The sequence below is a fragment of the Microbacterium sp. BLY genome (assembly GCF_017939615.1).
In the GTDB taxonomy this organism is placed as follows: Bacteria; Actinomycetota; Actinomycetes; order Actinomycetales; family Microbacteriaceae; genus Microbacterium.
The window spans coordinates 1,271,863-1,297,245 of record NZ_JAGKSR010000001.1; the positions used below are offsets into that span (position 1 = coordinate 1,271,863).

23 protein-coding genes are annotated in these 25,383 nt (G+C 71.4%); 18 read left to right on the forward strand and 5 right to left on the reverse strand.

What is annotated here, in order from left to right; all coding sequences use genetic code 11:
- Positions 1–150: 150 nt before the first annotated feature.
- From KAF39_RS06420 to KAF39_RS06430, 3 genes are all read left to right on the forward strand, one after another.
- A complete protein-coding gene (locus KAF39_RS06420) occupies positions 151–1,038 on the forward strand; it encodes a MerR family transcriptional regulator (RefSeq protein WP_210676486.1) in 888 nt (295 codons plus the stop codon).
- Between the two features lie 113 nt (positions 1,039–1,151).
- Positions 1,152–1,520: a hypothetical protein gene (locus KAF39_RS06425; protein ID WP_210676487.1), complete on the forward strand. Its 369-nt coding sequence runs from the start codon at positions 1,152–1,154 to the stop codon at positions 1,518–1,520.
- Between the two features lie 4 nt (positions 1,521–1,524).
- A complete protein-coding gene (locus KAF39_RS06430) occupies positions 1,525–2,331 on the forward strand; it encodes a nitroreductase family protein (protein ID WP_210676488.1) in 807 nt (268 codons plus the stop codon).
- A 1-nt stretch (position 2,332) separates the two neighbouring features.
- Here the strand turns inward: KAF39_RS06430 and KAF39_RS06435 are convergent, their stop codons facing one another.
- Positions 2,333–3,862: an FAD-dependent oxidoreductase gene (locus KAF39_RS06435; RefSeq protein WP_210676489.1), complete on the reverse strand. Its 1,530-nt coding sequence runs from the start codon at positions 3,860–3,862 to the stop codon at positions 2,333–2,335.
- Between the two features lie 86 nt (positions 3,863–3,948).
- On the opposite strand from KAF39_RS06435, the gene KAF39_RS06440 reads away from it, so the two are divergent.
- From KAF39_RS06440 to KAF39_RS06455, 4 genes are all read left to right on the forward strand, one after another.
- Entirely contained in the window at positions 3,949–4,323 is a 375-nt protein-coding gene (locus KAF39_RS06440) for a CrcB family protein (protein WP_307805107.1), read from the forward strand.
- On the forward strand, positions 4,320–4,691 hold the full coding sequence (locus tag KAF39_RS06445) for a CrcB family protein (RefSeq protein WP_210676491.1): 372 nt from the start codon (positions 4,320–4,322) through the stop codon (positions 4,689–4,691). Before KAF39_RS06440 ends, KAF39_RS06445 begins: the two co-directional genes overlap by 4 nt.
- A gap of 157 nt (positions 4,692–4,848) precedes the next feature.
- Positions 4,849–5,436, forward strand: coding sequence for a TetR/AcrR family transcriptional regulator (locus KAF39_RS06450; protein WP_210676492.1), 588 nt, complete (start codon positions 4,849–4,851; stop codon positions 5,434–5,436).
- A 16-nt stretch (positions 5,437–5,452) separates the two neighbouring features.
- On the forward strand, positions 5,453–8,593 hold the full coding sequence (locus KAF39_RS06455; RefSeq protein WP_210676493.1) for an efflux RND transporter permease subunit: 3,141 nt from the start codon (positions 5,453–5,455) through the stop codon (positions 8,591–8,593).
- A 96-nt stretch (positions 8,594–8,689) separates the two neighbouring features.
- Here KAF39_RS06455 and KAF39_RS06460 read toward each other — a convergent pair whose 3' ends face one another.
- Positions 8,690–9,586 carry an aldose 1-epimerase family protein gene (locus KAF39_RS06460; RefSeq protein WP_210676494.1) on the reverse strand — a complete coding sequence of 299 codons (897 nt, stop codon included), beginning with the start codon at positions 9,584–9,586 and terminating at the stop codon, positions 8,690–8,692.
- A 273-nt stretch (positions 9,587–9,859) separates the two neighbouring features.
- Here KAF39_RS06460 and KAF39_RS06465 point away from each other — a divergent pair, with 273 nt between their 5' ends.
- Positions 9,860–11,959: a DEAD/DEAH box helicase gene (locus KAF39_RS06465; protein ID WP_210676495.1), complete on the forward strand. Its 2,100-nt coding sequence runs from the start codon at positions 9,860–9,862 to the stop codon at positions 11,957–11,959.
- 69 nt (positions 11,960–12,028) lie between these two features.
- Here the strand turns inward: KAF39_RS06465 and KAF39_RS06470 are convergent, their stop codons facing one another.
- Entirely contained in the window at positions 12,029–12,568 is a 540-nt protein-coding gene (locus tag KAF39_RS06470; RefSeq protein ID WP_210676496.1) for a YaeQ family protein, read from the reverse strand.
- Between the two features lie 43 nt (positions 12,569–12,611).
- A complete protein-coding gene (locus KAF39_RS06475) occupies positions 12,612–13,703 on the reverse strand; it encodes an Rv2578c family radical SAM protein (protein WP_210676497.1) in 1,092 nt (363 codons plus the stop codon).
- Positions 13,704–13,777: 74 nt separating this feature from the next.
- Between KAF39_RS06475 and KAF39_RS06480 the strand changes: the two genes are divergently transcribed.
- From KAF39_RS06480 to KAF39_RS06525, 10 genes are all read left to right on the forward strand, one after another.
- Positions 13,778–14,707 carry a M15 family metallopeptidase gene (locus KAF39_RS06480; RefSeq protein ID WP_210676498.1) on the forward strand — a complete coding sequence of 310 codons (930 nt, stop codon included), beginning with the start codon at positions 13,778–13,780 and terminating at the stop codon, positions 14,705–14,707.
- A gap of 128 nt (positions 14,708–14,835) precedes the next feature.
- On the forward strand, positions 14,836–15,999 hold the full coding sequence (locus tag KAF39_RS06485; protein WP_210676499.1) for an acyl-CoA dehydrogenase family protein: 1,164 nt from the start codon (positions 14,836–14,838) through the stop codon (positions 15,997–15,999).
- A 339-nt stretch (positions 16,000–16,338) separates the two neighbouring features.
- Positions 16,339–17,154 (forward strand): GntR family transcriptional regulator, encoded by an 816-nt coding sequence (locus tag KAF39_RS06490; RefSeq protein ID WP_210676500.1) that lies wholly within the window; start codon positions 16,339–16,341, stop codon positions 17,152–17,154.
- Between the two features lie 36 nt (positions 17,155–17,190).
- Entirely contained in the window at positions 17,191–18,210 is a 1,020-nt protein-coding gene (locus KAF39_RS06495; RefSeq protein ID WP_210676501.1) for an NAD(P)-dependent oxidoreductase, read from the forward strand.
- On the forward strand, positions 18,198–19,802 hold the full coding sequence (locus KAF39_RS06500; protein ID WP_210676502.1) for an FGGY family carbohydrate kinase: 1,605 nt from the start codon (positions 18,198–18,200) through the stop codon (positions 19,800–19,802). The genes KAF39_RS06495 and KAF39_RS06500 overlap by 13 nt, the downstream gene beginning before the upstream one ends.
- Positions 19,803–19,824: 22 nt before the next feature.
- Positions 19,825–20,715: a 3-hydroxy-5-phosphonooxypentane-2,4-dione thiolase gene (gene lsrF, locus KAF39_RS06505; RefSeq protein WP_210676503.1), complete on the forward strand. Its 891-nt coding sequence runs from the start codon at positions 19,825–19,827 to the stop codon at positions 20,713–20,715.
- Positions 20,712–21,086, forward strand: coding sequence for a cupin domain-containing protein (locus tag KAF39_RS06510; RefSeq protein WP_126894278.1), 375 nt, complete (start codon positions 20,712–20,714; stop codon positions 21,084–21,086). Before lsrF ends, KAF39_RS06510 begins: the two co-directional genes overlap by 4 nt.
- A gap of 46 nt (positions 21,087–21,132) precedes the next feature.
- Entirely contained in the window at positions 21,133–22,458 is a 1,326-nt protein-coding gene (locus tag KAF39_RS06515) for an ABC transporter substrate-binding protein (RefSeq protein ID WP_210676504.1), read from the forward strand.
- A gap of 29 nt (positions 22,459–22,487) precedes the next feature.
- The gene (locus KAF39_RS06520) at positions 22,488–23,393 is read left to right on the forward strand and encodes a carbohydrate ABC transporter permease (RefSeq protein ID WP_210676505.1); all 906 of its coding nucleotides are present in this window, start codon (positions 22,488–22,490) and stop codon (positions 23,391–23,393) included.
- A gap of 3 nt (positions 23,394–23,396) precedes the next feature.
- Positions 23,397–24,332, forward strand: coding sequence for a carbohydrate ABC transporter permease (locus KAF39_RS06525; RefSeq protein ID WP_210676506.1), 936 nt, complete (start codon positions 23,397–23,399; stop codon positions 24,330–24,332).
- Between the two features lie 170 nt (positions 24,333–24,502).
- On the opposite strand, the gene KAF39_RS06530 is transcribed toward KAF39_RS06525, so the two are convergent.
- A complete protein-coding gene (locus KAF39_RS06530) occupies positions 24,503–25,378 on the reverse strand; it encodes a siderophore-interacting protein (protein ID WP_210676507.1) in 876 nt (291 codons plus the stop codon).
- Between the last annotated feature and the right edge of the window lie 5 nt (positions 25,379–25,383).

Here is a 25,383-nt window from a genome sequence, read left to right on the forward strand (position 1 = left end):
ATCTCGATCCCGACACCCCCTCTTCCTCCGAATCGCCTGATGGGTCCCGTTTCCGCCGGAGATCGCGCCATTCACACGATTCGAAGCGGGGTTGACCTTGACGTGACGTCAACTTCTACCGTGGAGGGAACGACACGAAGGGAGCGCGAGATGGCGGAGCGGGACTGGTCGATCCAGGAGATCGCGCGGCTCGCCGGGACGACGAGCAGGACGCTGCGGCACTACGACGACATCGGGCTGCTGCCGCCGTCGCGGATCGCCGCCAACGGGTACCGGCACTACGACGCGGCGGCGCTCGTGCGGCTGCAGCGGATCCTCCTGCTGCGGGAACTCGGACTCGGGTTGCCGCAGATTGGGGAGGTGCTGGGCCCTTCGACAGGCTCAGGGACCCAGGACGCAGGCTCAGGGACCCAGGGTGCCGGCTCAGGGACCCAGGGCGCGGGCTCAGGGACCCAGGGTGCGGGCTCAGGGGACCGGGAGGCCGCGGCCCTCGAGACACACCTCGCGCTGCTGCGCGAGGAGCAGAACCGGCTGGCACGGCAGATCGCGTCGGTCGAATCCACCATCACGGCATTGAGAGGAGGTGAGAACCTCATGGCAGAGAACATGTTCGACGGCTTCGACCACACGCAGTACCGGCAGGAGGTCGAGGACCGCTGGGGCACGAAGGCCTACGCCGACGGCGACCGCTGGTGGCGCGGGATGACCGATGCCGAGCGCGCCGACTGGCAGCAGCGCGTGTCCGACCTCGGACGCGACTGGATCGCCGCAGCGGAGCGGGGCATCGACCCCGCATCCGCCGAGGCGCAGGAGCTCGCGCGTCGTCACGTGGCCTGGCTCACGGGAATCCCCGGCACTCCGGCCGCCGCCCTCCGACAGGGGCCGGACGCGGGCGCCAAGGCCTACGTCCTCGGTCTCGGCGAGATGTACGTCGCCGATCCGCGCTTCGGTGCGAACTACGCGACGTCCGCCGGCGGCACGCAGGGCGCGGAGTTCGTCCGCGACGCGCTCCGCATCTACGCGGAAGCCTCGCTCTGATCCATCGAGCCACCCCCTTGCGTGCGACCCACCCCGTTGCGGTCGTACTCAAGGGGGTGGCTCGCACGCAAGGGGGTGGGTCGGGGGAGGAGGAGAGGGCGTAGGGTCGTGCCATGCCCGAGCACGACGACCGCCCCGTGTCCGGAGCCTTCGCGGTGGCGGCGGCGGCCTACGGGGCGAACTGCGCCCTCGGGGCGGCGGTGGCCGCGCGGCTCATCGACACGCGCCGGTTCCGCTGGGTGCACCACGCGCTCTACATCCTGACCTGCGCGACGACCGGACTCGCCGCCGTCGTCGGCCTCGCCACCCGCTCGCCGCGCGGCCGCCGCGCCGCCCTGGCACTCCTCCCCGCCGCCGCCCCGCTCGCCGCGATCCCCTACGCCGGGACGCACACCCGCCGCCACCCCCTCGTGGCCCTCACCGCCGCGCCCTTCGTCCTCGCGGGCCTCGTGGTCTCGCGCCGCCCCTCCGACCGGAAGTGACCGCATGGAACTCCTCGACGCCATCCGCCGCCGCAAGACCACGAACGGGGCGTTCCTGCCCGACCCGGTCTCCGAGGAGCACCAGCGCATCCTGCTGGAGGCGGCCGGTCGCGCGCCCTCGCAGCTGAACAGCCAGCCGTGGCGCTTCGTCGTGATCGAGAACCGCGACACGATCGACGAGATCGCGCGCATCTCCGGCGAGAGCATGACGGAGGCGATGTCGAACGGGACGTTCTTCGAGCGGTACAAGCCGTACTTCCGCTTCAGCCAGGAGGAGATGGAGGAGAAGCGCAGCGGCATGCTGTTCGACAAGCTCCCCGCGCCGCTGCGCCCCTTCACGTCGCAGGTGTTCACCAAGCGCGGGCAGACGCTGATGAACACCTTCGGGGTGCCGAAGACGCTGGGCTCGGAGAACCGGAAGCTCGTCGCGGGATCGCCGCTCCTGCTCGGCGTCATGCTCGACCGCAGCGAGTACCGGCCAGGGCAGCTGTCGTCGTTCTACTCCGTTTTCAGCATGGGCGCGGCGATGGAGAACGTGTGGCTGACCACGGTCGAGCTGGGCATGGGGATCCAGTTCATCTCGTTCCCGATGGAGGTGCCGGGCCGCTGGGACGAGATCGTCCGGCTTCTTCGCGTGCCCGACGACCTCGAGCTCATGGCCGTGTACCGCCTCGGCTACCTGCCGCCGGAGCAGCGGCGCCCGGCCATCGACTGGTCCAGCAGCCAGCGCAAGCTCGTGTCGCAGTACGTGTTCCGGGAGGACTGCGACACCCCGCAGCAGGGCTGGGACGCCCCGCCGATCCGGTCCTGAGTCAGGAGTCCCCTGCCGTGCGCGGCACCGTCGGGAGGTCGTTCAGCGCGGGCCCCTCGATGCGGGTGCCGTCCGCGGCGAAGCGCGACGCGTGCAGCGGGCAGTCCCAGGTGCACTCGGCGTCGTTCCAGTCGAGCACGCCGCCCAGGTGCGTGCACACCGCGCTGACCGCTCGGGTCACGCCGTCCACGGTCGAGATGGCGACGGGGCGCCCGCCGCGGTTCGCGACGACTCCCTCGCCCTCCGCGGGCTGCGGCACCGGAACGGGCGTGGTCTCGGCCTCGACCCAGCCCTTCGTGGCCGCGGCGGCCACCTTCGCGCCCTCGACGGCCCCCCGTGCGAGGTCGGCGGGGACGGTCAGGCGGGTGCCGATCCGCAGCATCCACGCCGGTCGTTCGCTGCGCTTCGTGCCGATGATCTCCTCGGTGAGCCGCAGCGCCGCCGCGGGAGCGTTGGAGAGACCCCACTTCGCGTAGCCGGTGGCGATGCGGATGCGTCCGAGGCCGCGGGGCAGGGCCCCGACGAACGGGATGAGGTTGTGCGACTGGTAGTCCTGCGCCGACCAGCGGTGCGTCTCCTCCGCATCGGGGAAGTGCAGGCGCGTCCAGTCCACGAGATCGTCGATCGCGGCGGTCTCGCCGTCGGAGCGGCCGACGGGGTGGCCGTTGCCGCCGACGACCAGCTGCGCCGTGCCCGCCGGGCCGTCGGCCGCCGAGACGGGACGGATGGAGCGGGTGGGGCTGTCGGCGGAGATGAACGTCCCCTCCGGCACGCCGCCGGCGACCCGGAACGAGACGCAGTACGACCGCATGCCGGCCACCTTCGAGAAGTACAGGCCGCGATCGAGGATGGGGGTGCCGGTGGCGAGGACGATGTGCTCGGCGAACATCGGCCCGGCGGCGGTCTCGACGCGGGGTTCCGGGAGGGCGTGCGCCCCGGTCACGCGCACGCCGGTGTGGAGGGTGCCCCCGCCGGCGAGGAACTCCTTCGCGAGCGCATCGGCCACGGCGACGGGATCGATCGTCACCTGCCCGTCGAGCGCGACGGCGCCTGCGATGGGGAACGGCGTCGACAGCTCGCCGGCGGTGAGCATCCGCGTCGGCAGGCCCGCCTCCCGTGCGGCGGCGTGCTGGGCCCTGACCGACTCGAGCCCGTCCGGGCCCTGCGCGTAGGTGTGGTCGGTCCGCTCGGTGTAGCTCAGGCCCGCGCTGTCCGCGAAGCCGGTGAGCCAGTCCATGCCGGCGCGGTTGGCGTCGACGTAGGCCTGCACGAGCGCGGCCGAGTGATGCGCGCGGATGGTCGCCAGCTGCTGGCCCTGGAGGAGGGAGAGCTTTCCGGTGTTGCCGCCCGTGGAGAGTTCGGCGACCGCTCCGGCGTCCACCACCGCGACGTCGAGTCCGGCTCGGGTGAGCAGGACGGCGGTGGAGAGCCCGGTGAGGCCCGCGCCCACGATGAGCACGTCGTGCCGGGCACCGGGGTCGAACGGGGTGCCGTGGGGTGCGTCCTGGTCGACCTTCCAGAGTGGCTTCATGCCGACAGTCAACGCCTCTCCCTGGCGCGATCCAACGCCTTGACATCGGGCGATCGCCCTGTCATGCGGCGACTACAGTGGCGAACGTGAGTCTCCGTCGCGTCCTGCTCGTCGCACTCGGCGGCATGCTCGGGACGTCGGCCCGGCTCGGTCTCGGGCTCCTCGTGCCCGATCCCGGCGGCTTCCCCCTCGCGGTGCTGACGGCGAACGTGGTGGGGGCCCTCCTCATCGGGGTGGTGGCCGCGCGGCTCCCCGCCTCCGCCGAGCTGCGGCTCCTGCTGGGCACCGGCCTCCTCGGCGGCTTCACGACGTACAGCGCCTTCATGACCGGGACCCTCGCCCTCTGGGCGTCGGCGCCGCTGCTGGCAGCGGCGTACGCCGTCGGGAGTCTCGCCCTCGGTCTCGCGGCGGCGGCCGCGGGCCTCCGGCTGGCGCGCCCGCGCCGGGGAGCGGCGTCGTGAGTCCGCTGCTGTTCCTGGCGGCGGTGCTCGCCGGGGGCGTCGGCGCCGTCCTGCGTTACCTCATCGACGTCGGGGTCGCCCGGCTCGCCGGGAGGCGGTTCCCGTGGGGAATCCTCATCGTCAACCTCACCGGCTCCTTCGCGCTGGGTGTCGTGACGACGGCGCTGCCGGAGACGGCGTTCGTGCTCGGGGCGGGCCTGCTCGGGGGTTACACGACCTTCAGCACCGCGATGCTCGATGCGGTCGCGCTGTGGCGCGATGGCGAGCGGGGTGCCGCGGTCTTCGACGCGATCGGCATGCTCGTGCTCGCTATCCTCGCCGCGGGGCTGGGTCTTGCGGTGGGGTCCGCCCTCTCGACCGCCGCCTGACCCCACGGGGCGGGATCAGGAACGGGCCGGACGGGGTCGTCCCCGGCGCTTTTTCGATCCCGGGAGCAGAGAGGAGGGGGCGAGAAGGCACCTCTCAGGGAGTTCACAACGGGGCGAATGTACAAACGTACATGTACGGGTGTTCCGGGGGTGAGCGATGGTGGAGAGTGCGCGTCGACGGCGCGACCCCGAAGCGCGCCGCCGGGAGATCGTGACGGCCGCCGCCGAGCTGATCGTCGAGGTCGGGGCGGACGCGATCACCCACCGCATGGTCGCCGCGCGCGCCGGGGTGCCGCTGGGAGCGACCACCCAGTACTTCGACACCCTCGACGACCTCCGCGGCGCCGCCTTGCGCGCGCTCGCCGACGAGATCGAATGCCGGCTCGACGGGGTGCGGCAGACACTCACCGAACGCGGAGCCGGAGCGGACGTGATCGCGGCGCTCGTGTACGAGAGCGCGCACGACGGGCACGCGGTGCAGGCGGATCGGGCCGTGGTCACGGCCGCCGTCCATGATCCGCGACTGCGCGAGCTCGCCCGGCACCTGTCCGACCGCCTCGTCGACCTCCTCGAGCCGGCCTATGGCGCCGACCGGGCGCGAGCGGCGATGATCTTCATCGACGGCGTCATGTGGAACACGCAGATCCGCGATGTCGATCTCGAACAGTCCTTCCTCGAATCCGCACTGGCGCGGATCCTCGGAGAACCTCTCTCCCTCCCATCCGCAGCTACCGCCACCCCCTGACATCGAGGACCCCGCCTTGTCGAAACTCGCCATCCTCAGCCTGAAGAACCGCGCTCTCATCGCGCTGGTGACGATCGTCGCCGCGGTGTTCGGCGGGCTCGCGCTCACCAACCTCAAGCAGGAGCTCATCCCCTCGCTCGAGCTGCCGGCGCTCGTGGTCATGACCACGTACCCCGGCGCTTCCCCGGAGGTGGTCGAGAACGACGTCTCCACGCCGATCGAATCGGCCATCCAGGGGGTGCCCGACCTCGAGTCGACGACCGCGACCAGCACGACCAACGCGTCCATCGTGCAGGCCATGTTCTCGTACGGCACGAACCTCGCGACCGCCGAGCAGAAGATCCAGCAGGCGATCAACCGCATCTCCTCGCAGCTGCCGGAGGATGTCACGCCGCAGGTGCTGTCGGTCTCGATCGACGACTTCCCGGTGATCCAGGTGGCGGTCACCGGCTTCGACGACGCCGACAACGCCCAGGCCCAGCTCGAGAGCGTCGCGATCCCCGACCTGGAGGACGTCGACGGCGTCAACGCGGCCGAGATCGTCGGCGGGGTCGGACAGCGCATCACCATCACCCCGGACGCCGCGAAGCTCGCGGCGGCGGGGCAGAGCACGCAGGCGATCAACACGGCGCTGCAGCAGAACGGCACGCTCTTCCCCGGTGGCGACATCACCGAGGACGGCGAGACCCTGACGGTGCAGACCGGCGCCAAGATCACCTCGGTCGACGAGATCGCCGCCCTGCCGCTGGTCGGCACGGAGCTCACGATCGGAGACGTCGCGAGCGTGGCCCAGGTGTCCGACCCGGTGACCTCGATCTCCCGCGTCGACGGCGAGGACGCCCTGTCGATCTCGATCACCAAGCTCCCCGCCGCGAACACCGTCGAGGTGTCGCAGGGGGTCATCGCGGCCCTCGGCGAGATCGGGGAGGCCCTGCCGGACGCCGAGTTCACGGTGGTGTTCGACCAGGCGCCGTTCATCGTGCAGTCCATCGACACCCTCGCCACGGAGGGCCTGCTCGGCCTCGTGATGGCCGTCCTCGTGATCCTCGTGTTCCTGATGTCGGTGCGCTCGACCCTGGTCACCGCGATCTCGATCCCGACCTCCGTCCTCATCACCTTCATCGGGCTGCAGGCGTTCGGCTACTCCCTGAACGTGCTGACCCTCGGGGCCCTCACGATCGCGATCGGCCGCGTGGTCGACGACTCCATCGTGGTGATCGAGAACATCAAGCGCCACTACGTGGGCGACGCGGACAAGGGCGATGCGATCCGCCTCGCGGTGCGCGAGGTCGCCGCCGCCATCACCGCGTCGACCATCACGACCGTGGCCGTGTTCCTGCCCATCGTCTTCGTCGGCGACATGGTGGGCGAGCTGTTCCGTCCGTTCGCGATGACCGTCACCATCGCGATGGTCGCCTCGCTCTTCGTGGCCCTGACGATCGTGCCGGTGCTCGCGTACTGGTTCCTCAAGCCCGGCAAGCCGCTGCTCGACGAGGACGGCACCGCGATCGACCCGGAGGACCCGGCCGCCCCGCCGACGCGGCTGCAGCGCGGCTACCGCCCGATCCTCGGCTGGACCCTCAAGCACTCGGGCCTCACCGTGGCGCTCGCCGTGGTCGTGCTCGTCGGGACCCTCGCCGCCGCCCCGCTGATGAAGGTCAACTTCCTCAGCGACTCCGGTCAGAACACCATGACCGTGACGCAGGACCTCGGTCCGACCGCGAGCCTGCAGGCGAAGTCCGACGCGGCCGCCCCCGTCGAGGAGGCGCTGCTCGACATCGACGGCGTCGAGCACGTACAGGCGTCGATCGGCTCGAGCGGCTTCGCCCTTCGTGACGCGTTCTCCGGCGGGGCGGGGATCACCTACTCCGTGCTGACCGACGGCGACGCCGACCAGGAGAAGCTGCGCGCCGAGGTGCAGGACGCGATCGACGGTCTCGGCGACGAGGTGGGCGAGGTCACCGTCGCCGCCTCGGCCGGCTTCGGCTCCAGCGACATCGAGATCACCGTGTCGGCGGCGAACGGCGACGACCTCGCGACGGCGACCTCCGCGGTGGTCGACGAGCTCGACGGCCGGGAGGGCATCGGGCAGGTAACCGACAACCTCGCCGAGGCACTGCCCTACATCGCCGTGGTCGTGGACCGCGACGCCGCCGCCCGGGTCGGGCTGTCCGAGGTCGCCGTCGGGTCGATCGTGTCGAACACGATGCGTCCGCAGCAGATCGGCTCGGTCGAGATCGACGACACCGCGCTGACCGTGTACCTGGTCAACCCGGAGCCGCCGACGACCGTCGCCGCCCTCCAGCAGCTCGCGATCCCCACCGCAGCCGGCATCGTGCCGCTGCAGGACATCGCGACGGTCGAACAGCGCAACGGCCCCACCTCGATCACGACCGAGCAGGGACGCCGCACCGCGACGATCACCGTGCCGCCCGCGTCGGACAACCTCGCGGTCGCCACCCAGTCGGTCACCGAGGCGCTCGCCGCGGCCGACCTCCCGGACGGTGCCTCGGCCGAGGTCGGCGGCGTCGCCTCGCAGCAGGCCGACTCGTTCGCGCAGCTCGGCCTCGCCATGCTCGCCGCGATCCTCATCGTGTACGTGGTGATGGTGGCGACGTTCAAGTCGCTGCGCCAGCCGCTGCTGCTGCTGATCTCGGTGCCGTTCGCGGCGACCGGCGCCATCCTGCTGCAGATCGTGACGGGCGTGCCGCTCGGCGTCGCGTCGCTGATCGGTGTGCTGATGCTGATCGGCATCGTGGTCACGAACGCGATCGTCCTCGTCGACCTCGTCAACCAGTACCGCGAGAAGGGGCTGTCGACCGTCGAGGCGGTGAAGGCGGGAGGGGAGAAGCGTCTGCGCCCGATCCTCATGACCGCGCTGGCGACGATCCTCGCGCTCACGCCGATGGCGCTGGGGATCACCGGGCACGGCGGGTTCATCTCCCAGCCGCTGGCCATCGTGGTGATCGGCGGGCTCGTCTCCTCCACGGTGCTGACGCTCATCGTGCTGCCGACCCTCTACAACCTCGTCGAGGGGGCGCGGGAGCGGCGCCGGGCGCGTAAGGACGACCCGCAGGCGGACGCGGGACCCGTCCCGGTGCACGCGGACGGCACTCCGGTCAGCCGCCGGGAGCTTCGGGAGCAGCACGGCGAGTAGCCGCGCGTTCACAACTCAGGAGAAAGGCCCCGGTCCCGTCCGCAGGACGAGGATCGGGGCCTTTCGGCGTCGGTTCTCCGGAGTTGTGAACCGCGGTCAGGCGAAGGTGAGGCCCCACTCCAGGGTCCAGGTCTCGCCGGGAGCGAGACGGCGCAGGCCCCGGCCGCTGTTGAGCGCGTCGGCCGGCGCGGTCATCGGCTCGATCGCGACCGCGAGCGGGGTACCGGGGTAGTTCGTCGCCGTGTAGACCTGCACGAAGTCGAAGCCCTCGCCCTGCCAGAGGGTGATCGCGCGGCCGTCGGGAGCGGTCAGCGTGTGCCGCACCCGGCCGTCGGCGTCGCGTTCGAGGTCGGTGAAGCCGGTGTCGAGCGCGATGTCGCCGACACGGACGCCCTCTCGCAGGGCGGACTCGGCCGGACGGGTGCCGACCGGCAGCATCCGGTCGTCCGTCTCGAAGGCGGTGTGGGCGGGGACGCGGAGGACGAGGTCGTGCGGATCGACGTCGCCGATCGTCGGGAACGGGTGCGTGCCGAGCGCGACCGGCGCCGCGGAGTCGGACCAGTTCGTGAGCGTGTGCGTCACGTCGATCCCGTCCGCGGTCAGGACGTACGCGACGGACGTCTCGATCAGGTACGGATACCCGGTCTGCGGGAAGACGGTCGCGCGCAGGGTCGCGGCGCCCTCCGTCTGCTCGATCGTGTACGCCGTGAAGCGCAGCAGGCCGTGGCTGGCGTTGTTCGTCTTCGGCTCGGTGACGGCGAGCTGACGGACTGTGCCCTCGTCGTCCCAGCGGCCGTCGCGCACCCGGTTGGGCCACGGCGTCAGCACCACTCCCGAGCAGGAGGGCGTCGGGATGTCGAGCGGGTAGGGCGACACGAGATCGACCTCGCCGATCCGGAGGGCACGCAGCGAGGCGCCGACCTGGGCGATCTGCGCGGTCACGTCGCCGAGGCGGAGGTGCACCTGGGTGCCGGTGGGGGAGACGGAGTTCACCCCGACATCGTAGTGCCGCCGGTGGGCGGCCTGCGGGGGCCTCTCAGGCTCTCCGGGTAGACTGGTGAGGTCGGCTTCGGACGCCCGCGCAGGGCGCGGACGTTTTTCAGTGTGTGAAGTGTGAGTCCAGGGGCCGATGGTGCACGTCGCTCGACGTGAATCAACCATCACAGGAATGGCCCCGGCCGCAGATCGTCCGGACTCCGCTGGATCGGAGTGCTTGCGCGTGCGCGCAGCGCTGTTCTCGTGCGAGAACGCAAGAAGGACACCCGAATGCCCAAGAACAAGAAGCCCCGCGGCGGTCGTGCCGCCGCGAACTTCGAGCCGCGCTACGGCGCGAAGAAGACCTCGTTCCACGACCGGCACCGCCCGGCCGGCGGCCGCGACACCGCCCGTGACGAGCGGCCCGCCCGCGACGGCGACGACCGGCGCGCGAGCAGCGGCTACGACCGTCGCCCCGGCAGCCGCAGCCCCGGGCACCGCGGCTATCGCCCGGAGGAGGCCGAGTCCGGCGCCCCGAAGCGACGCTGGAGCTCGCAGGAGCGTGCCGGCCGCGACGAGGCCCGCGGCATCCGCACCCGTGCGGAGTCGGGACGCCGCGAGGCCCCGCACCGCCGGGACGACCGTGCGGGTGGCGCCCGGTTCGACGAGCGCCCGCGGTCGGGTGACCGCGCCGGGGCCGGTCGGTTCGACGACCGTCCGCGCCGTGACGACCGCGGCGGCTCGCAGCGGCAGGGCTTCCGCGACAACGACCACCGCGACGGTGGACGTCCGCGCTTCGACGACCGTCGGACGGAGCGCCCGCGCTTCGACCGCGACGACCGCCCGCGCTTCGACGACCGCCGGACCGAGCGTCCCCGCTTCGACCGCGACGAGCGTCCTCGCCGCGACGACCGCGGCCGTGCGGGTGACCAGGGAGGCGAGCGTTCGTACGACGCCGCCCGTGCCCGCCGCGCCTTCGACCGCGACCGCACGCAGCGCTCCTTCGAGGGTGGGCGTGAGCGGCCGTCGACCGGAGGTGCCTACCGCACCGAGCGCCCGCGCCGGGACGAGCGGCCTCGGCGGGACGAGCGTCCGACCCGCAACGACTGGAATGCCAAGCCGAAGGCCGCGTTCGAGCAGGCCGACGACGTCGTCCACGAGCGCCTCGAGGCACAGGCCGTGCAGGCCGTCGAGGTCGAGGGTGTCACGTTCGCGGACCTCGGTCTCGGCTCGAACATCACCGAGACCCTGAACAACATGGGGGCGGCGACGCCGTTCCCGATCCAGGCGGCGAGCATCCCCGCCGTCCTCGAGGGGCGCGACGTCCTCGCCCGCGGCCGCACCGGCTCCGGCAAGACGATCGCCTTCGGTGCGCCGCTCGTCGAGCGCGTGCTGCAGTCGCAGGCCGGCAAGCGGCGGGAGTTCGGTCGTGCGCCGCGTGCGATCATCCTCGCCCCGACGCGCGAGCTCGCTCTGCAGATCGACCGGACGATCCAGCCGATCGCCCGCAGCGTCGGTCTGTTCACGACGCAGATCTACGGCGGCGTGCCGCAGGGCCGCCAGGTGGGCGCGCTGAAGAAGGGCGTCGACATCGTCATCGGCACCCCGGGTCGTGTCGAGGACCTGATGAACCAGGGCAAGCTCGACCTCTCCGACTGCCGGATCGCGGTGCTCGACGAGGCCGACCACATGTGCGAGCTCGGATTCGTCGAGCCCGTCCAGCGCATCCTCCGCCGCACGGCCGAGGGCAGCCAGAAGCTCCTGTTCTCCGCGACGCTCGACCGCGAGGTCGCGGCGCTGGTGGACGAGTTCCTCGTCGACCCCGCCGTGTTCGAGGTCGCGGGCGAGGACCAGGATTCCAGCACGATCGAGCACCGCGTGCTCGTGATCGAGCACCGGGACAAGGCCGACATCCTCACGTCGCTCGTCGACCGCGAGGGCAAGACGCTCGTCTTCGCCCGCACCCGTGCGTACGCCGAGATGCTGGCCGATCAGTTCGACGACGCGGGGATCCCCGCGGTGTCGCTGCACGGCGACCTCAACCAGGCGAAGCGCACGCGCAACCTGGAGAAGCTGACCTCGGGTCGGGTGAACGTGCTCGTCGCGACCGATGTGGCTGCGCGCGGGATCCACGTGGACGACATCGATCTCGTGGTCCAGGCCGATGCGCCGGACGAGTACAAGACCTACCTGCATCGCTCGGGTCGCACCGGGCGCGCGGGTCGCTCGGGCCGGGTCGTCACGCTCATCACCCGGCAGCGTCAGCGCCGGATGACCGAGCTGCTCGGTCGCGCCGAGATCGAGGCCCCGTTCGAGCAGGCGCGTCTGGACGACGACGTGATCGAGGAGATCGCCGGGCGCGTGCCGTCCGCGGCCGAGCTCACCTCCTGACCCGTTCGGGATCAGAAAGGCCCCGGAGACTTCGGTCTCCGGGGCCTTTTCGCACTCCGCACCGGGGGGTCAGGGGAGGGTGTGCTCGTGGAGGGACGTCGTCAGGGACGTGCCGTTGAGGTCGAGGTAGAGGACGCGCTCGGTGACCGTGAGGGTCAGGGTGTTGCGGCGGGCGAGGTGCGGTGTGGCGCTGTCGATGAACCCGGGGTCGAAGCTGTAGACCCGGATGTCCTCGGAACGGTGGATGCGCTTGTCGGCCCACGGTGCCATGACCTTGGCCGGGTCGCGGTGTGTGTAGACGACCGTCCGGTCCGCGAGGCGCGAGGCGTGATGCAGCCGCGCGGCGTCGGGAGCGCCCACCTCGATCCAGACCGTCACGCGCCCGGTGAGGTCGCGCACGAGCACCGCGGGCTCCTCGGTATCGGAGACGCTGCCGCCGAACGCGATGCCCTCCGCGAACGCGAGCCCGTAGGCGAGCACCCGCGTGAGCATGTACGCGTCGGTCTCGGAGGGATGCCGGGCGGCCCGGAGCGAGACGTCGTCGTAGACCCCGCGATCGGTGTCGGCCAGCTGCATCTCGAACGTGTGGACTGTCGAACCGATCGCCATGATCCTCGAGCCTACGCGGCGCGGCGGCCTCCGCCCGACCGGGTCAGAACAGCATCGGCTGCGGCGGGGCGGCGGCCGCGCGCCCGCTGGGGGTGAACAGCACCGGACCGCTCGTCGGCGCACCGGTCTGCACATGCCCCTGCCCGGGGCGGAACCCGCGCCGCGGATAGTCGTCTTCGTGCCGGCCGTCGAGACCGTGCATCCGGATGAGGGGACGGGCTCGCTTCGCCAGCCATTGCCGATACGGCTTCGGCGCCTCGACCGATGCTCCGGGATACAGCCCCCGATACGACGACACGAGGTCGGGACGGTTCTCGCCGAGCCACTGGAAGAACCACGGCTTGACGCCGGGACGCAGGTGCAGCGCCCCGTAGATCACGTTCCGCGCCCCGGCGGCCTTGATGCGACGGAGGGCGTCGTCGATCGCGGCGAGGGAGTCGGTGAGGTGCGGCATGATCGGCATGAGGAACACCGTGACGGGGAACCCGGCGTCGGACAGCGCGCGCACGGTGTCGAGACGGGCCTGGGTGTTCGGGGCGCCCGGCTCGATGGCCTTCTGCAGGGCGTCGTCGTACATCGCGATCGACATCTGCACGTCGACCGGGACGCGCCGGGCCGCCTTCTTCAGCAGCGGGATGTCACGCCGAATGAGCGTGCCCTTCGTCAGGATGGAGATCGGGGTGCCGGAGGCGGCGAGCGCCTCGATGATCCCGGGCATCAGCGCATAGCGCCCCTCGGCACGCTGGTACGGGTCGGTATTGGTGCCGAGGGCCACCGTCTCGTGCTGCCAGCTCCCGCGCCGCAGTTCCTTCTCCAGGACCTCGACGACGTTGACCTTGACGACGATCTGCGTATCGAAGTCGGCGCCGCCGTCGAGGTCGAGGTACTCGTGTGTCCCGCGGGCGAAGCAATAGGTGCAGGCGTGCGAGCAGCCGCGATACGGGTTGATGGTCCAGGCGAACGGCATGCGGGAGGCACCGGGGACGTGGTTCAGCGCGGACTTCGACAGGACCTCGTGGAAGGTCATGCCGGCGAACTCCGGCGTGGTCACGGTGCGCAGGACGCTCGACCGGTTCTCGAGTCCGGGCAGCGCCGCCTCGTCGGCGTCCGCGAGCTTCTGTCCCTGCCATCGCATCCTGCTAGTCGAACAAAGAATCGAACAACTGTCAAGCGAGTGTGGGAGAAATGTTCGAGTGGAAGAATGGGGGGATGCCCTCCTCGCCGTACGCTCAGCATGCGGCGCCGCGCTCCCCGATCTTCGGTCCTGCCCTGCCGGTCGGGCTGGCGGTGACCGCGCTGGGCGTGGTGCTCTCGCTCACCGGCGCGGCGGCGACCCCCACGGCCCCCGAGGCCCTGCCGCGTCCTGCCGCCGTGCTGCAGGTGCCCACGATCGAGAACGCGGCGACGCCCGCCGCCGACCCCTGTGCGGAGCCGGCGGTGCAGGCGGCGCTGGACGCGGGCGATGACGACGCCGCCGTCGCCGCGTTCGGCGGGGGTGCGGCCTTCCGCGCCGCGGTGGTCGCGGGGAACGCGCCGTGCATCTCGCTCAGCGACCCCGCCCGGATCTGGGTGGTCGTGAACAAGGGGCGGCCGCTCGATCCGGCCGACTACGAGCCCACCGGTCTCGGGCAGGTGCCGCTGCAGATGACGACGCCGTCCGGCCGGGTGCGTGCGGAGGTCGCGGACGCCGTCGGCCGCATGGCCGACGCGGCGGAGGCGGCCGGGGTCGGACGCCTCGGTGCGAACAACGGCTATCGCTCCTACGGGCTGCAGGTCGCGACGTACGACGCGCACGTGCGGGATCAGGGGCAGGCCGACGCCGATGCCGGCTCCGCGCGCCCCGGCCACAGCGAGCATCAGACCGGTCTCGCCCTCGATGTCGTGGCGTGCGATGCCGGATGCGGGGGTCTGGACGGCTTCGGCGCGACCCGGCAGAGCGAGTGGGTGGCCGCGCACGCCTGGGAGTTCGGGTTCATCGTGCGCTACGAGCAGGTGGGGACGCCGGTCACCGGCTATGCGCCGGAGCCCTGGCACCTGCGCTACGTCGGCCCGGCGCTCGCGCAGGCGTATCACGAGGGCGGCCATCACACCCTCGAGGACTTCTTCGGTCTGCCGGCGGCGCCCGACTACGGTCACTGAGGCATCCCACAAACGCGGAACCCAGTCCCACCGTTGGTGGGATGCATTCTCACAATCGCCTGTCCTGCCCCGTGTTCCCGCCGTAGACTCGCCGGAGCAACGACGCACGACACGTTCGGGAGGACGGCATGGAACGCGACATCTACGAAGAGGATCACGAGGCCTTCCGCGACCTCGTCAAGGACTTCGTCAAGCGCCACGTGACGCACGAGGCGATCGAGAGGTGGGACGCCGCCGGCGAGGTGGACCGCGCCACGATGCGCGCCGCGGGTGAGGCCGGCATCATCGGGCTCTCCGTGCCCGAGGAGTTCGGCGGTGCCGGAATGCTGCAGGACTACCGGTTCCGCGCGATCGTCAACGAAGAGGTCATCGCAGCTGGGGCCGGTTCGCTCGCCGGGGCCTTCGGCATCCAGGACGACCTCGCGGTGCCCTACCTGGTGCACATGGGCACGCAGGAGCAGAAGGAGAAGTGGCTGCCCCGCATGGCCACCGGCGAGGTCGTCGGTGCGCTCGCCATGACCGAGCCCGGTGCGGGCTCCGACCTGCGGGGCATCAAGACCACCGCGAAGAAGGTCGACGGCGGCTACCTCGTCAACGGCGCCAAGACCTTCATCTCGTCCGGCGCGACCGCCGACCTCGTCGTGACCTTCGTCAAGACGGGCGAGGGCAACCGCCCCGACGCGTTCAGCCTCGTCCTCATCGAGAAGGGGATGGAGGGGTTCGACAACGGCAAGAAGCTCTCGAAGATGGGCTTCCACGGCCATGACACCGCCGAGCTGTCGTTCAGCGACGTGTTCGTGCCGGAGGAGAACCTCATCGGCGGCGTCGAGGGCAAGGGCTTCATCCAGCTGATGATGAACCTCCCCCTCGAGCGCCTCTCGATCGCCGTGGCCGGAGCCGCCGCCGCGCAGGCCGCCTTCGACTGGACGGTCGCGTACACGAAGGACCGAGAGGCGTTCGGCGAGCGCATCATCGACTTCCAGAACAGCCGCTTCACCATCGCGGACATGTCGGCGACGGTCGACGCGCTCTGGGCCTTCATCGACCGCGCGCTCCTGGCCTACAAGGACGGCCGGCTCTCGGCCGAGGAGGCCGCGAAGGTCAAGTTCTGGGCGACGGAGCGCGAATGGGACGTGCTGGACGCCGGTGTGCAGCTGCACGGCGGGTACGGCTACATCACCGAATACCCGATCGCCCGCGCCTTCCTCGACGCCCGGGTGCACCGCATCTACGGCGGCACGAACGAGATCATGCGCGAGATCGTCGGACGGCAGATCGCCGGCAAGCGCTGACGTCGGGCCCGCACGGCGGGCCGCAGGAGAGACGCACCCCCGGGACACCCCGGGGGTGCGTTTTCCGTCCGGGGCGGGTGCGCGCGGCCCCACTTGTATCGACGAGTGGCGCCGATCGGGGCGATCCGCGGCGGTGTGCGCCGCCGTCTGCGCAGCACCGCGACAAACAAAAGCCTGGTCGGAAGGGCTAATCCGAAAGTCCGGTCCGGGGGTGGACTTTCTTCCGACTTGTCTCTTCAGGGGATACATGTGCTGGTCCATGATCGATACATGTCCGGACAGGCGATGTCCGGCTCGAGGACGCCGACGTCCTCGCACCCGCTCACCGAAGAGGCCGGAATGTCCACGCTCTCCCTGCCGCAGCTCGACCGCACGTCGACGGCTCCGATCTGGTTCCAGATCATGCGCGCCGTCGAGGGGCAGATCGCCCAGGGTGCCTGGGCGCCGGGCGACCGCCTGCCGAGCGAGAGCGAGCTGCGCGCGCACTTCGCCGCCTCCCGGACCTCGGTCCGCGATGCGCTCTCCCGTCTCGAGAGCGCCGGGATCATCTCCCGGCAGCAGGGCAAGGGCGCATTCGTGGAGCGTGCGCAGGGACCGTCCGCCTGGACGCTGCCCTCCGCGCCGAGCCTGCTCGGCGAGTACAGCGAGGACGGACGCAGCGCCCTGAGCTCCGAGATCCTGCGCGGAGGGATCGAGCCGCTGCCGTCCTGGGCCGCCGCGGTGGTCGGTCGCGACTCGCCCGACGGCATGGGCTTCGTGCTGGAGCGCGTGCGCGCGGTCGGCGCCCGCACCGCCGTCCACGTGATCAACTACCTGCCCACGCGCTTCGTCGGCGTCCTCCCCGACCTCCGCGACCCCCGGGCCAGCCTCTACGCCGCGATCACCCGCGTCACCGGCGTGCGGATCGCGCGCATGCACCGCACGATCGAGGCCGTCTCGGCCGACCGCATGCTCGCGGGACTGCTCGAGGTCGAGCCGGGGCATCCGATCGTCGTCGTCGAGGCCGTCGCCTACGACCAGAGCGGACAGCCCATCGACATCTCCCGCGCCTCCGTGCGGACCGACCGCCTGCGCGTGAGCGTCGACACCGGCTTCGACGCCGCCGGCATCTCGAACGAGACCGCGTCCGGCCGGTATCCGGCCGCGCTCCGCTGACCCCTTCTCCGTCCCTCGATCCCCCGGGAGCCCTGCATGACCGACCACCGCATCCTCGTCATCGGCGACAGCTACATGACCGCCGAGGTCTTCACCCGCGCCTTCCGGGAGCGGGGCATCGACACCGACGCGGTCACGATGACGATCGCGGAGCCCACCTGGGACACCGCCGCGATCCGCGAGTTCGAGGGCGACCCGGCCGAGGTCGCCCGTCTCGCCGCGGGGTACGACGTCGTCGCCTTCCACGCCGCCCCCGTCACCGCCAAGGTCATCGCGGCCCTTCCCGACCTCCGCCTCCTCGGCTGCGCGCGGGGTGGCCCCGTGAACGTCGACCTCGATGCGGCGCGCGGCGCGGGCGTCCGCGTGACGACCACGCCGGGCAAGAACGCCGACGCCGTGGCGGACCTCACCATCGGCTTCCTCATCTCCCTGGTGCGCAACGTGCCGGCCTCGCTGCGGGACGTGGACGAGCGGGTGGCGGACGGACGTCCGCTCGCCGAGTCGACGTTCGAGGGCGCCCGGTGGTTCGGACGCGAGGTCAAGGGGCTGCGCCTCGGGCTCATCGGCTACGGCAACGTCGCCCGGCTGGTCGCCGCCCGCGCCCGCGCCCTCGGCGCCGTCATCACGGCGTACGACCCCTTCGTCGATCCCGCGACGGTGACCGACGCGACGATCGTGGGCGACCTCGACGCGCTGCTCTCCGCCAGCGACGTGGTCAGCGTGCACGCCAGGGCGACCGCCGAGAACCGGCACCTGATCGGCCGGGCGCAGATCGAGCGGATGCCCCGCGGGGCGTTCCTCATCAACACCGCCCGCGAGTCGCTCGTCGATGAGCACGCACTGCTGGACGGGCTGCGCTCCGGACACCTCGCGGGCGTCGCGCTGGACGTCAACGAGCCCGACGGGCCGTGGCGCGAGCTGGTCGCGGAGCCGAACCTGGTCCTCACCCCGCACCTGGCCGGAGCGACGCACGAGACCCTCGCCCGCGGGGCGGACATGCTCGCCGCGGAAGTCGAGCGGTTCCTGGCGGGAGGTGACCTGCGATGGGAGCGCTGACCGACGTCTTCCTGGCGATCGACGCCGGGACCGGCTCCGCGCGCGCCCTCGTCTTCGACATCGAGGGACGGCTCGTGACGCACGCCGCCCGGGAGTGGACCCACCGCGCGATCCCCGGCCACCCGGGCGGCACCGCCTTCGACACCGTGAACGGCTGGGAGGCCATCGCCGGTGCGGTCGCCGAGGTCGTCGCACGGCTGGACGGCCGCCGCGTCGCCGCGGTCGCCGCGTCCAGCATGCGCGAGGGTTTCGTGCTGTTCGACGAGGCCGGCACGGAGATCTGGGCCTGCCCCAACACGGACGGCCGGGCCCGCGCCGAGGCCGACGAGCTCGTGGCGGAGGGCACGGCCGACGAGATCTACCGCACCGCCGGGGACTGGGTGTCGATCACGGCACCGTCGCGGCTGCGCTGGATCGCCCGCCACCAGCCGGAGGTCCTCGCCCGCGCGCGCCACCTCGGCATGCTGAGCGACTGGGTCACCGCCCGGCTCACCGGCGTCTTCGTCACCGAGCCGACCTGCGGGTCGAGCTCCGCCCTCTTCGACCTCCGCGCGCGGGAATGGTCTGCCGAACTCGCCGGCCTCGTCGGCATCGACCGGCGCATCCTCCCCCCGGTCGTCGCGGCCGGCGAGGTCGTCGGCGCCGTGACGCCGGCGGCCGCCGCCGCGACGGGGCTGCCCGTCGGCACCCCGGTCGTCACCGGCGGCGCGGACACCCAGCTCGCCCTCCACGGCATCGCGGCGCGAGAAGGCACCCCCACGATCGTCGCCGGGACGTTCTGGCAGACGACGGCCGTCGTCGCCGACCCCCTCATCGATCCGGACCGTCGGCTGCGCACCCTCTGCCACGTCGACCCCGGCACCTGGATGATCGAGGGCATCGGCTTCCTGTCGGGACTCGCGATGCGCTGGTTCCGGGACGCGATGTGCCCCGACGCGACGGCGCTCGGACGCGCGGAGGGCCGCTCCGCCTTCCGCATCATGGAGGAGTGGGCCGCCGAGGTCCCGGTCGGCGCGAACGGCGTGGTCGCCACGATGGCCAACGTCATGCAGGCCGACGCGTGGCACCACGCCGCGCCCGCGTTCGTCGGATTCGACATCAACGACGCCGCCGGCTCCTCCCGCGGCGCGTTCATCCGGGCGATCGAGGAGTCCGCGGCCATCGTCGCCGGCGCGCACCTCGAGATCCTCTCGGCCCTCACCGCGGGCCGCGCCGTCGCGGACGGCACCGTCACCTTCACCGGCGGGTCGAGCGCCGGGGCGCTGTGGCCCCGGATCATCGCCGGCGTCACCGGACTGGACACGCGCGTCACCCCCGCCCCCGAGGCCACCTCGTACGGGGCCGCCCGGCTGGCCGCCGCCGGCGTCGGCGCCACGCTCCCGCCCATGGGCGACGCCGAGCGGGTCGAACGCGTCGACCCCGCCGAGCACGAGCAGTACCGCGCGGTGACCGAGCGGTGGCACCGCATCTACCGCGACGTCCTGACGATCTCCGGCCCCGACCTCCCCCCGCTCTTCACCCCGCCCGGGGCGGCCCGCGGCCCCCTCGACCCCTCCACCCCCCGCCTCTCGCCCGTGGGCCACATCGGCTGACGACAACACGAAGGAGACCTCCATGGCAGACCTCGACGGCAACGCCGACGCCAAGCAGTTCCACGTCGGGACGCCCGGCGTCCGTTTCACGCAGAACATCCGTGGCGCCGCCAACCTCGACTGGGGCATGCAGAACCGCCTGTCGCGCATCCTCGACCCCGAGACCGGACGCACGGTCATGCTCGCCTTCGACCACGGCTACTTCCAGGGGCCGACGTCGGGACTCGAGCGCATCGACCTCAACATCGCGCCGCTCGCCGCGCAGGCGGACGCGCTGATGGGCACGAGAGGCGCGCTGCGCACCTCCCTCCCGCCGGCGACGCGCGCCGGACTCGTGCTCCGCGCCTCCGGGGGCCCGTCGATTCTCAAGGACCTCTCCGACGAGTACACGGCGATGGCGATGGAGGACGCCGTCCGTCTCAACGCCGACGCCGTGGCCGTGCAGGTCTTCGTCGGCGGCGAGCACGAGAGCCGCAGCATCCGCAACCTCACCACCCTCGTCGACCAGGGGTACGCGGCCGGGATCCCCGTGCTCGGCGTCACCGCGGTGGGCAAGGAGCTGGTGCGCGACGCCCGATACCTCGGACTCGCGACCCGCATCATCGCCGAGCTCGGCGCGCAGCTGGTCAAAACCTACTACTGCGACAAGGGCTTCGAGGATGTGGTGGCCGGATGCCCCGTCCCGGTCATCATGGCGGGCGGCAAGAAGCTGCCGGAGCTCGACGCGCTCACCATGGCCTCCCGCGCCGTGCGAGCCGGGGCGGCCGGCGTCGACATGGGGCGCAACATCTTCCAGAGCGCCGCCCCCGCCGCGATGATGACCGCCGTCCGCGCCGTCGTGCACGACGACCTCGACCCCGCCGACGCGTACGAGCTGTTCCGCGCGGCCACCGAGGCCCCGGTGCCCGCATGAGCGCCGACGTGCTGCGGACCGCCGACGCCGCACTGCGGTTCGGCGACTGGGGTCCGGGATACCTCGCCCAGGCGGAGGACGCGGCCTTCGGCGTCGTCGTGCTCCGCCCGGGAGACGAGTTCGCGAACCACCTCCACGAGCACCACACGGAGTCGTTCGTCGTGATCGAGGGCCGCGCCGAGATCTGGCTGGACCGCGACACGTGCCGTGTCGTCTCCGCCGGGGACGTGCTGCGCGCCGAGCCGCACGAGGAGCACTTCGTCCGCAACCCCTTCGACGAGACCTTCCGTGCGGTCTTCGTCAAGACCCCCTGGGTGGACGGCGACAAGGTCGACCGCCCCTGGACGCCGGACCCCCGATCCGGCGCCTGACGTTCCCCCCCTCTCACCCGAGAAGAACCATCGAAAGGACACCACCATGAGCAGGCAACGACGCCCCTCTCCGACCGCGCGCCTCGTGCGCCGTGCCCTTCCCGTCATCGCCCTGGCATCCACGGCGGGCCTCGTGCTCGCCGGCTGCGGCGGGGACGCGGGAGGCCCCTCCGGCGACGGAGGGGACAAGACCCTGAAGGTCCTCATCGCCGCACCCCAGGAGGGCGCGGGGGCCATCCTCGAGAAGGACTTCGAGGCCGAGACCGGCGTCGAGGTCGAGGTCGAGGTCGTCCCCTACGACCAGATCCAGACCAAGGCGATCCTCGACGCGCAGTCCGGCACCAACAACTACGACGTCATCCAGTACTGGTACACGTCGGTCGGCGCCCTCGCCGACGCCGGGGCGCTCGCCGACATCACCGACTGGGTCGAATCCGACGAGGACATCGACTCCGGCGACTTCATCGAGGCGATCTTCGGGCCGTACTCGCAGTACGAGGACGCCACCTACGGTCTGCCGATCGACGGCGACACGCACGTGCTCTTCTACAACAAGGCGATCTTCGAGCGGAACGGCGTCGAGGTCCCGACCACGTGGGACGAGTACATCGAGGTCTCGAAGAAGATCACCGACGCCGAGAAGGCGAACGGCGTCTACGGCAACGCGCTGCTCGGCTCGAAGAGCGCGTTCAACATCGGCTCGACGTTCTTCAACCGGCTCGCGACGATGTCTCCCGACCCCATCGACCCGCAGATGCCGCAGCTCGACACCGAGTACGCGGTGGCCGCCGCGCAGTCGATGCTCGACGCCGCGCCGTCGGCACTCCCCAGCCCGCTGGAGATCGGGTTCGAGCAGGCGCTGCCCCAGTTCCTGTCCGGGTCGGTCGGGATGATCGAGTTCTGGACCGACCTGGGTGTGTTCGCGCAGGACCCCGAGCAGTCGAAGATCGTCGACGGCTGGGGTGTCGCCCCGCTGCCGGTGGGTCCCGAGGGCAAGGTCTCCGGAGCCCTCAACGCCGGATGGGCGATGGGCATCAGCCCGAACGCGAGCGATGAGGACCTCGCGAAGCAGTTCGTCGCGTTCGCCTCGTCGAAGGAGACGAACGAGAAGCTCATCACGACGACCGGCTCCGGTGTCGACCCCACCCGTACCTCCACCCTGGAGAGCCCGGAGTACGTCGAGTTCGCCCCCGAGGTCTCGGCGGTCGCCGCCGAGGTGCTGCCCAACGCGCAGTCCTGGCCGACCTCGCCGCAGGCGCCGGAGATGATCCAGTCGCTCAGCGACAACCTGGCGCTGATGCTGCAGGGCGGCCTCACCGCCGAACAGGCGATGCAGAACACCTGGGACACCTGGCAGTCCCTGGCCGACTGATCCCCTCGTCGAACCCGAAAGGACCGCTCATGTCGCACCCCGTCACCTCCCGGCGCCGCGCCCGACGCGCGTCGTGGACGGGACGCGCCCTGCTCGCGCCCGCCGTCATCGCGATCGTCATCATCGCGATCTACCCGCTCGGCTACATCATCGCCGCCTCCTTCTCGGAGTCGTCGCTGGGACGGCCGTTCACCGAATGGGTCGGGTTCGACAATTTCGCGGCACTGCTGGGGGACGGGGTCACCCTCCCGTCCCTCGGCAGGTCGCTGCTCTTCGCCATCCCCTCCGCCCTGATCGCGCTGGTGGCGGGGCTGGTCGTCGCCCTGTCGCTGGACGCCGCCGTCAAGGGCGGCCGCGTCATCCGGGTGCTGCTGCTGCTGCCGCTGATGACACCGCCGGTGATGGCGGGCGTCATCTGGAAGCTCATGCTGGCGCCCACCGGCGGACTGCTCAACAACATCGGGCAGTCGTTCGCGCCCGGCTCCGAGCCGTTCCTGTTCCTCGGTTCCAGTCCCGCGGCGATGATCTCCGTGATCCTGGTGGACGCCTGGCAGTGGACGCCGTTCTGCGTGCTGCTCGTGTTCGCCGCGCTGCAGACCCTGCCCACCGAGGTGTACGAGGCCTCCCAGGTCGACGGGGCCGGGGTGTGGCAGACGTTCTGGCGCATCACGTTCCCGCTCGTGCTCCCGAGCCTCATCACCGTGCTGCTGCTCAAGCTCGTCGTCTCGTTCAAGGTCTTCGACCTCGTGTTCATCATGACCAGCGGCGGACCGGGCTTCGACACCACCGTCAGCAGCTTCGAGATCTATCGGACCGGGCTGCAGACGTTCGACGTCGGCGCCGCGGCCGCGCAGACCATCGCCTTCCTGGTGCTGGTCACCATCGTCATCCTGCCGCTCAACGCCGTGCGGCAGCGGCTGCACAGAGAGGGCTGACCCATGTCGCTCACACTCCGCTCCACGGATCGGGTCGACGAGAGCGCGACCGTCACGCTGGTGGTCCCCGACGCCCGGCGCCGCCAGCGACGCCCTCGGACCGCGAGCATCTCCCGACCCGGCCGGCCGTCCGCCGCGGTGACGGCGGTGAAGGCCGTCGTGATCGTCGTCGCGATCGCCCTCGCGCTGCTGCCCGTGCTGTACATGGTGAGCATGTCGTTCAAGAGCCCGGACGACATCCTGTCCACCCGCATCCTCCCGTCCCGCCTCGCGTTCGAGAACTGGGTGGCCGCATTCGAGAACTGGCCGATCCTCACCTATCTCCGCAACTCGATCGGAGCGGCGGTCGGAGCGGTGATCGTCTCCCTGCTCGTGGCGATCCCTGCGAACTACGCGATGGCCCGGTTGCGGGCGGGCGGGAAGCAGACCCTCGGGCTCATCGTCTCCGCGTACGTCGCCCCGCCGATCGTGGCGATCATCCCGCTGTTCGTCCTGGTGCGCACCGCGGGCCTCATGGACTCGGTGATCGGGCTGGGCATCGTGGAGGGCCTGCTGCTCACGCCCGTGGCGGTGTGGCTGCTGGACGGGTTCTTCCGCTCGATCCCGTTCGAGGTCGACGAGGCGGCGCAGATCGACGGGTGCGGTCCGCTGCGCACCCTCTGGGCGGTGATCCTGCCGCTCACGGCCCCCGGCATCGTCGCCGTGTCGATCATCGTGTTCATCCTCGCGTACAACGACTTCCTCATCCCGCTGCTGCTCACGCAGAGCGTGGACTCCCAGACGCTCCCGGTGGGCATCGCGCTCATGCAGGGCGGTCGCGAGGTGATGTTCGGGCAGATGGCCGCCGCGAGCCTCTCCGGCCTGATCCCGATCTACCTGCTGGCGCTGTTCCTGCAGAAGTGGCTCGTCGGCGGGCTCACCCAGGGCAGCGTGAAGTGACCCACCCCGGGACGATGTTCCGGGATCCCGTCTCCGTCTCCGGGCACGACTTCGGAGACTCCTGACGACGCGCCGGGGCGGCGCCGTCCGCCCCGGTGTGTCGTGCCGTGGCTCCGAAGTTGTGCCCGGTCAGGGCGTGAGCAGGGACCGGTCCGAAGTTGTGCCCGGCCTCAGGGGAGGGGCTCTGCGGCGGCCTCGCGGGCGGCCTTCGAGGCGGGGGAGGCCGCACCGATCTTCCAGTAGCCGCAGAAGCTGACCGCGTTCTTGTCGATACCGCGCTCGCCGACGAGGTGCTTGCGGGCGCCGGAGGCCAGGGACTGCTCGCCGGCCGCGTAGGCGTGGAACGGAGCATCCGGCAGGTCGGTGCGGGCGAGGGTGTCCAGCGCCAGGGCCCCGGGCGGGATCTCCTGCGGCCGCACGATCCACACCACCTCGAGGCCCGGCGGATGCGGGAACTCCAGGGCATCCTCCGCCGAAGGGACCTCGATGATGGCCGTGCCGGACGCCTCGACCGGCAGCGAGGCGCTGATCGACGCGATCGCGGGAAGGGCGGTCTCATCGCCGACGAGCAGCACCCGCTCCGTGCCCCGCTGCGGATTGAACGTCAGCCCCTCGTCGATGATGAGCACGTTCTCGCCGGGAGCGCAGGTCTCCGCCCAGCGGGACGCCGGACCGGCGGTGCCGTCGGCCGCGGAGCCGTGGAGGACGAAGTCGACATCGAGCTCGGCACCGCTCTCGGGCGTGGCCGGACGGAACGCCCGCACCGTGTAGTTGCGCATGACCGGGCGTTCACCGTCCGGGATGCGGAGGAACTTGAGGTAGCCGAGCATCCGGTTCGCCTTCGCCGGCACGCGCTCCAGCCCCGCCGCGCCGCCGATCGGCAGGAACAGCCGGAACCACTGGTCGTAGCCCATCGGGCGGAAGCGGTCGATCTCCCCGCCGCCCAGGGTCACCCGCACCCAGTGCGGCGCCAGCCGGGCGGTGCGGAGCACGGTGAGAGGAAGGAGCTCTGCCGACTCCGGCTTGACCATCTTGCTGTATGCCATGGGGC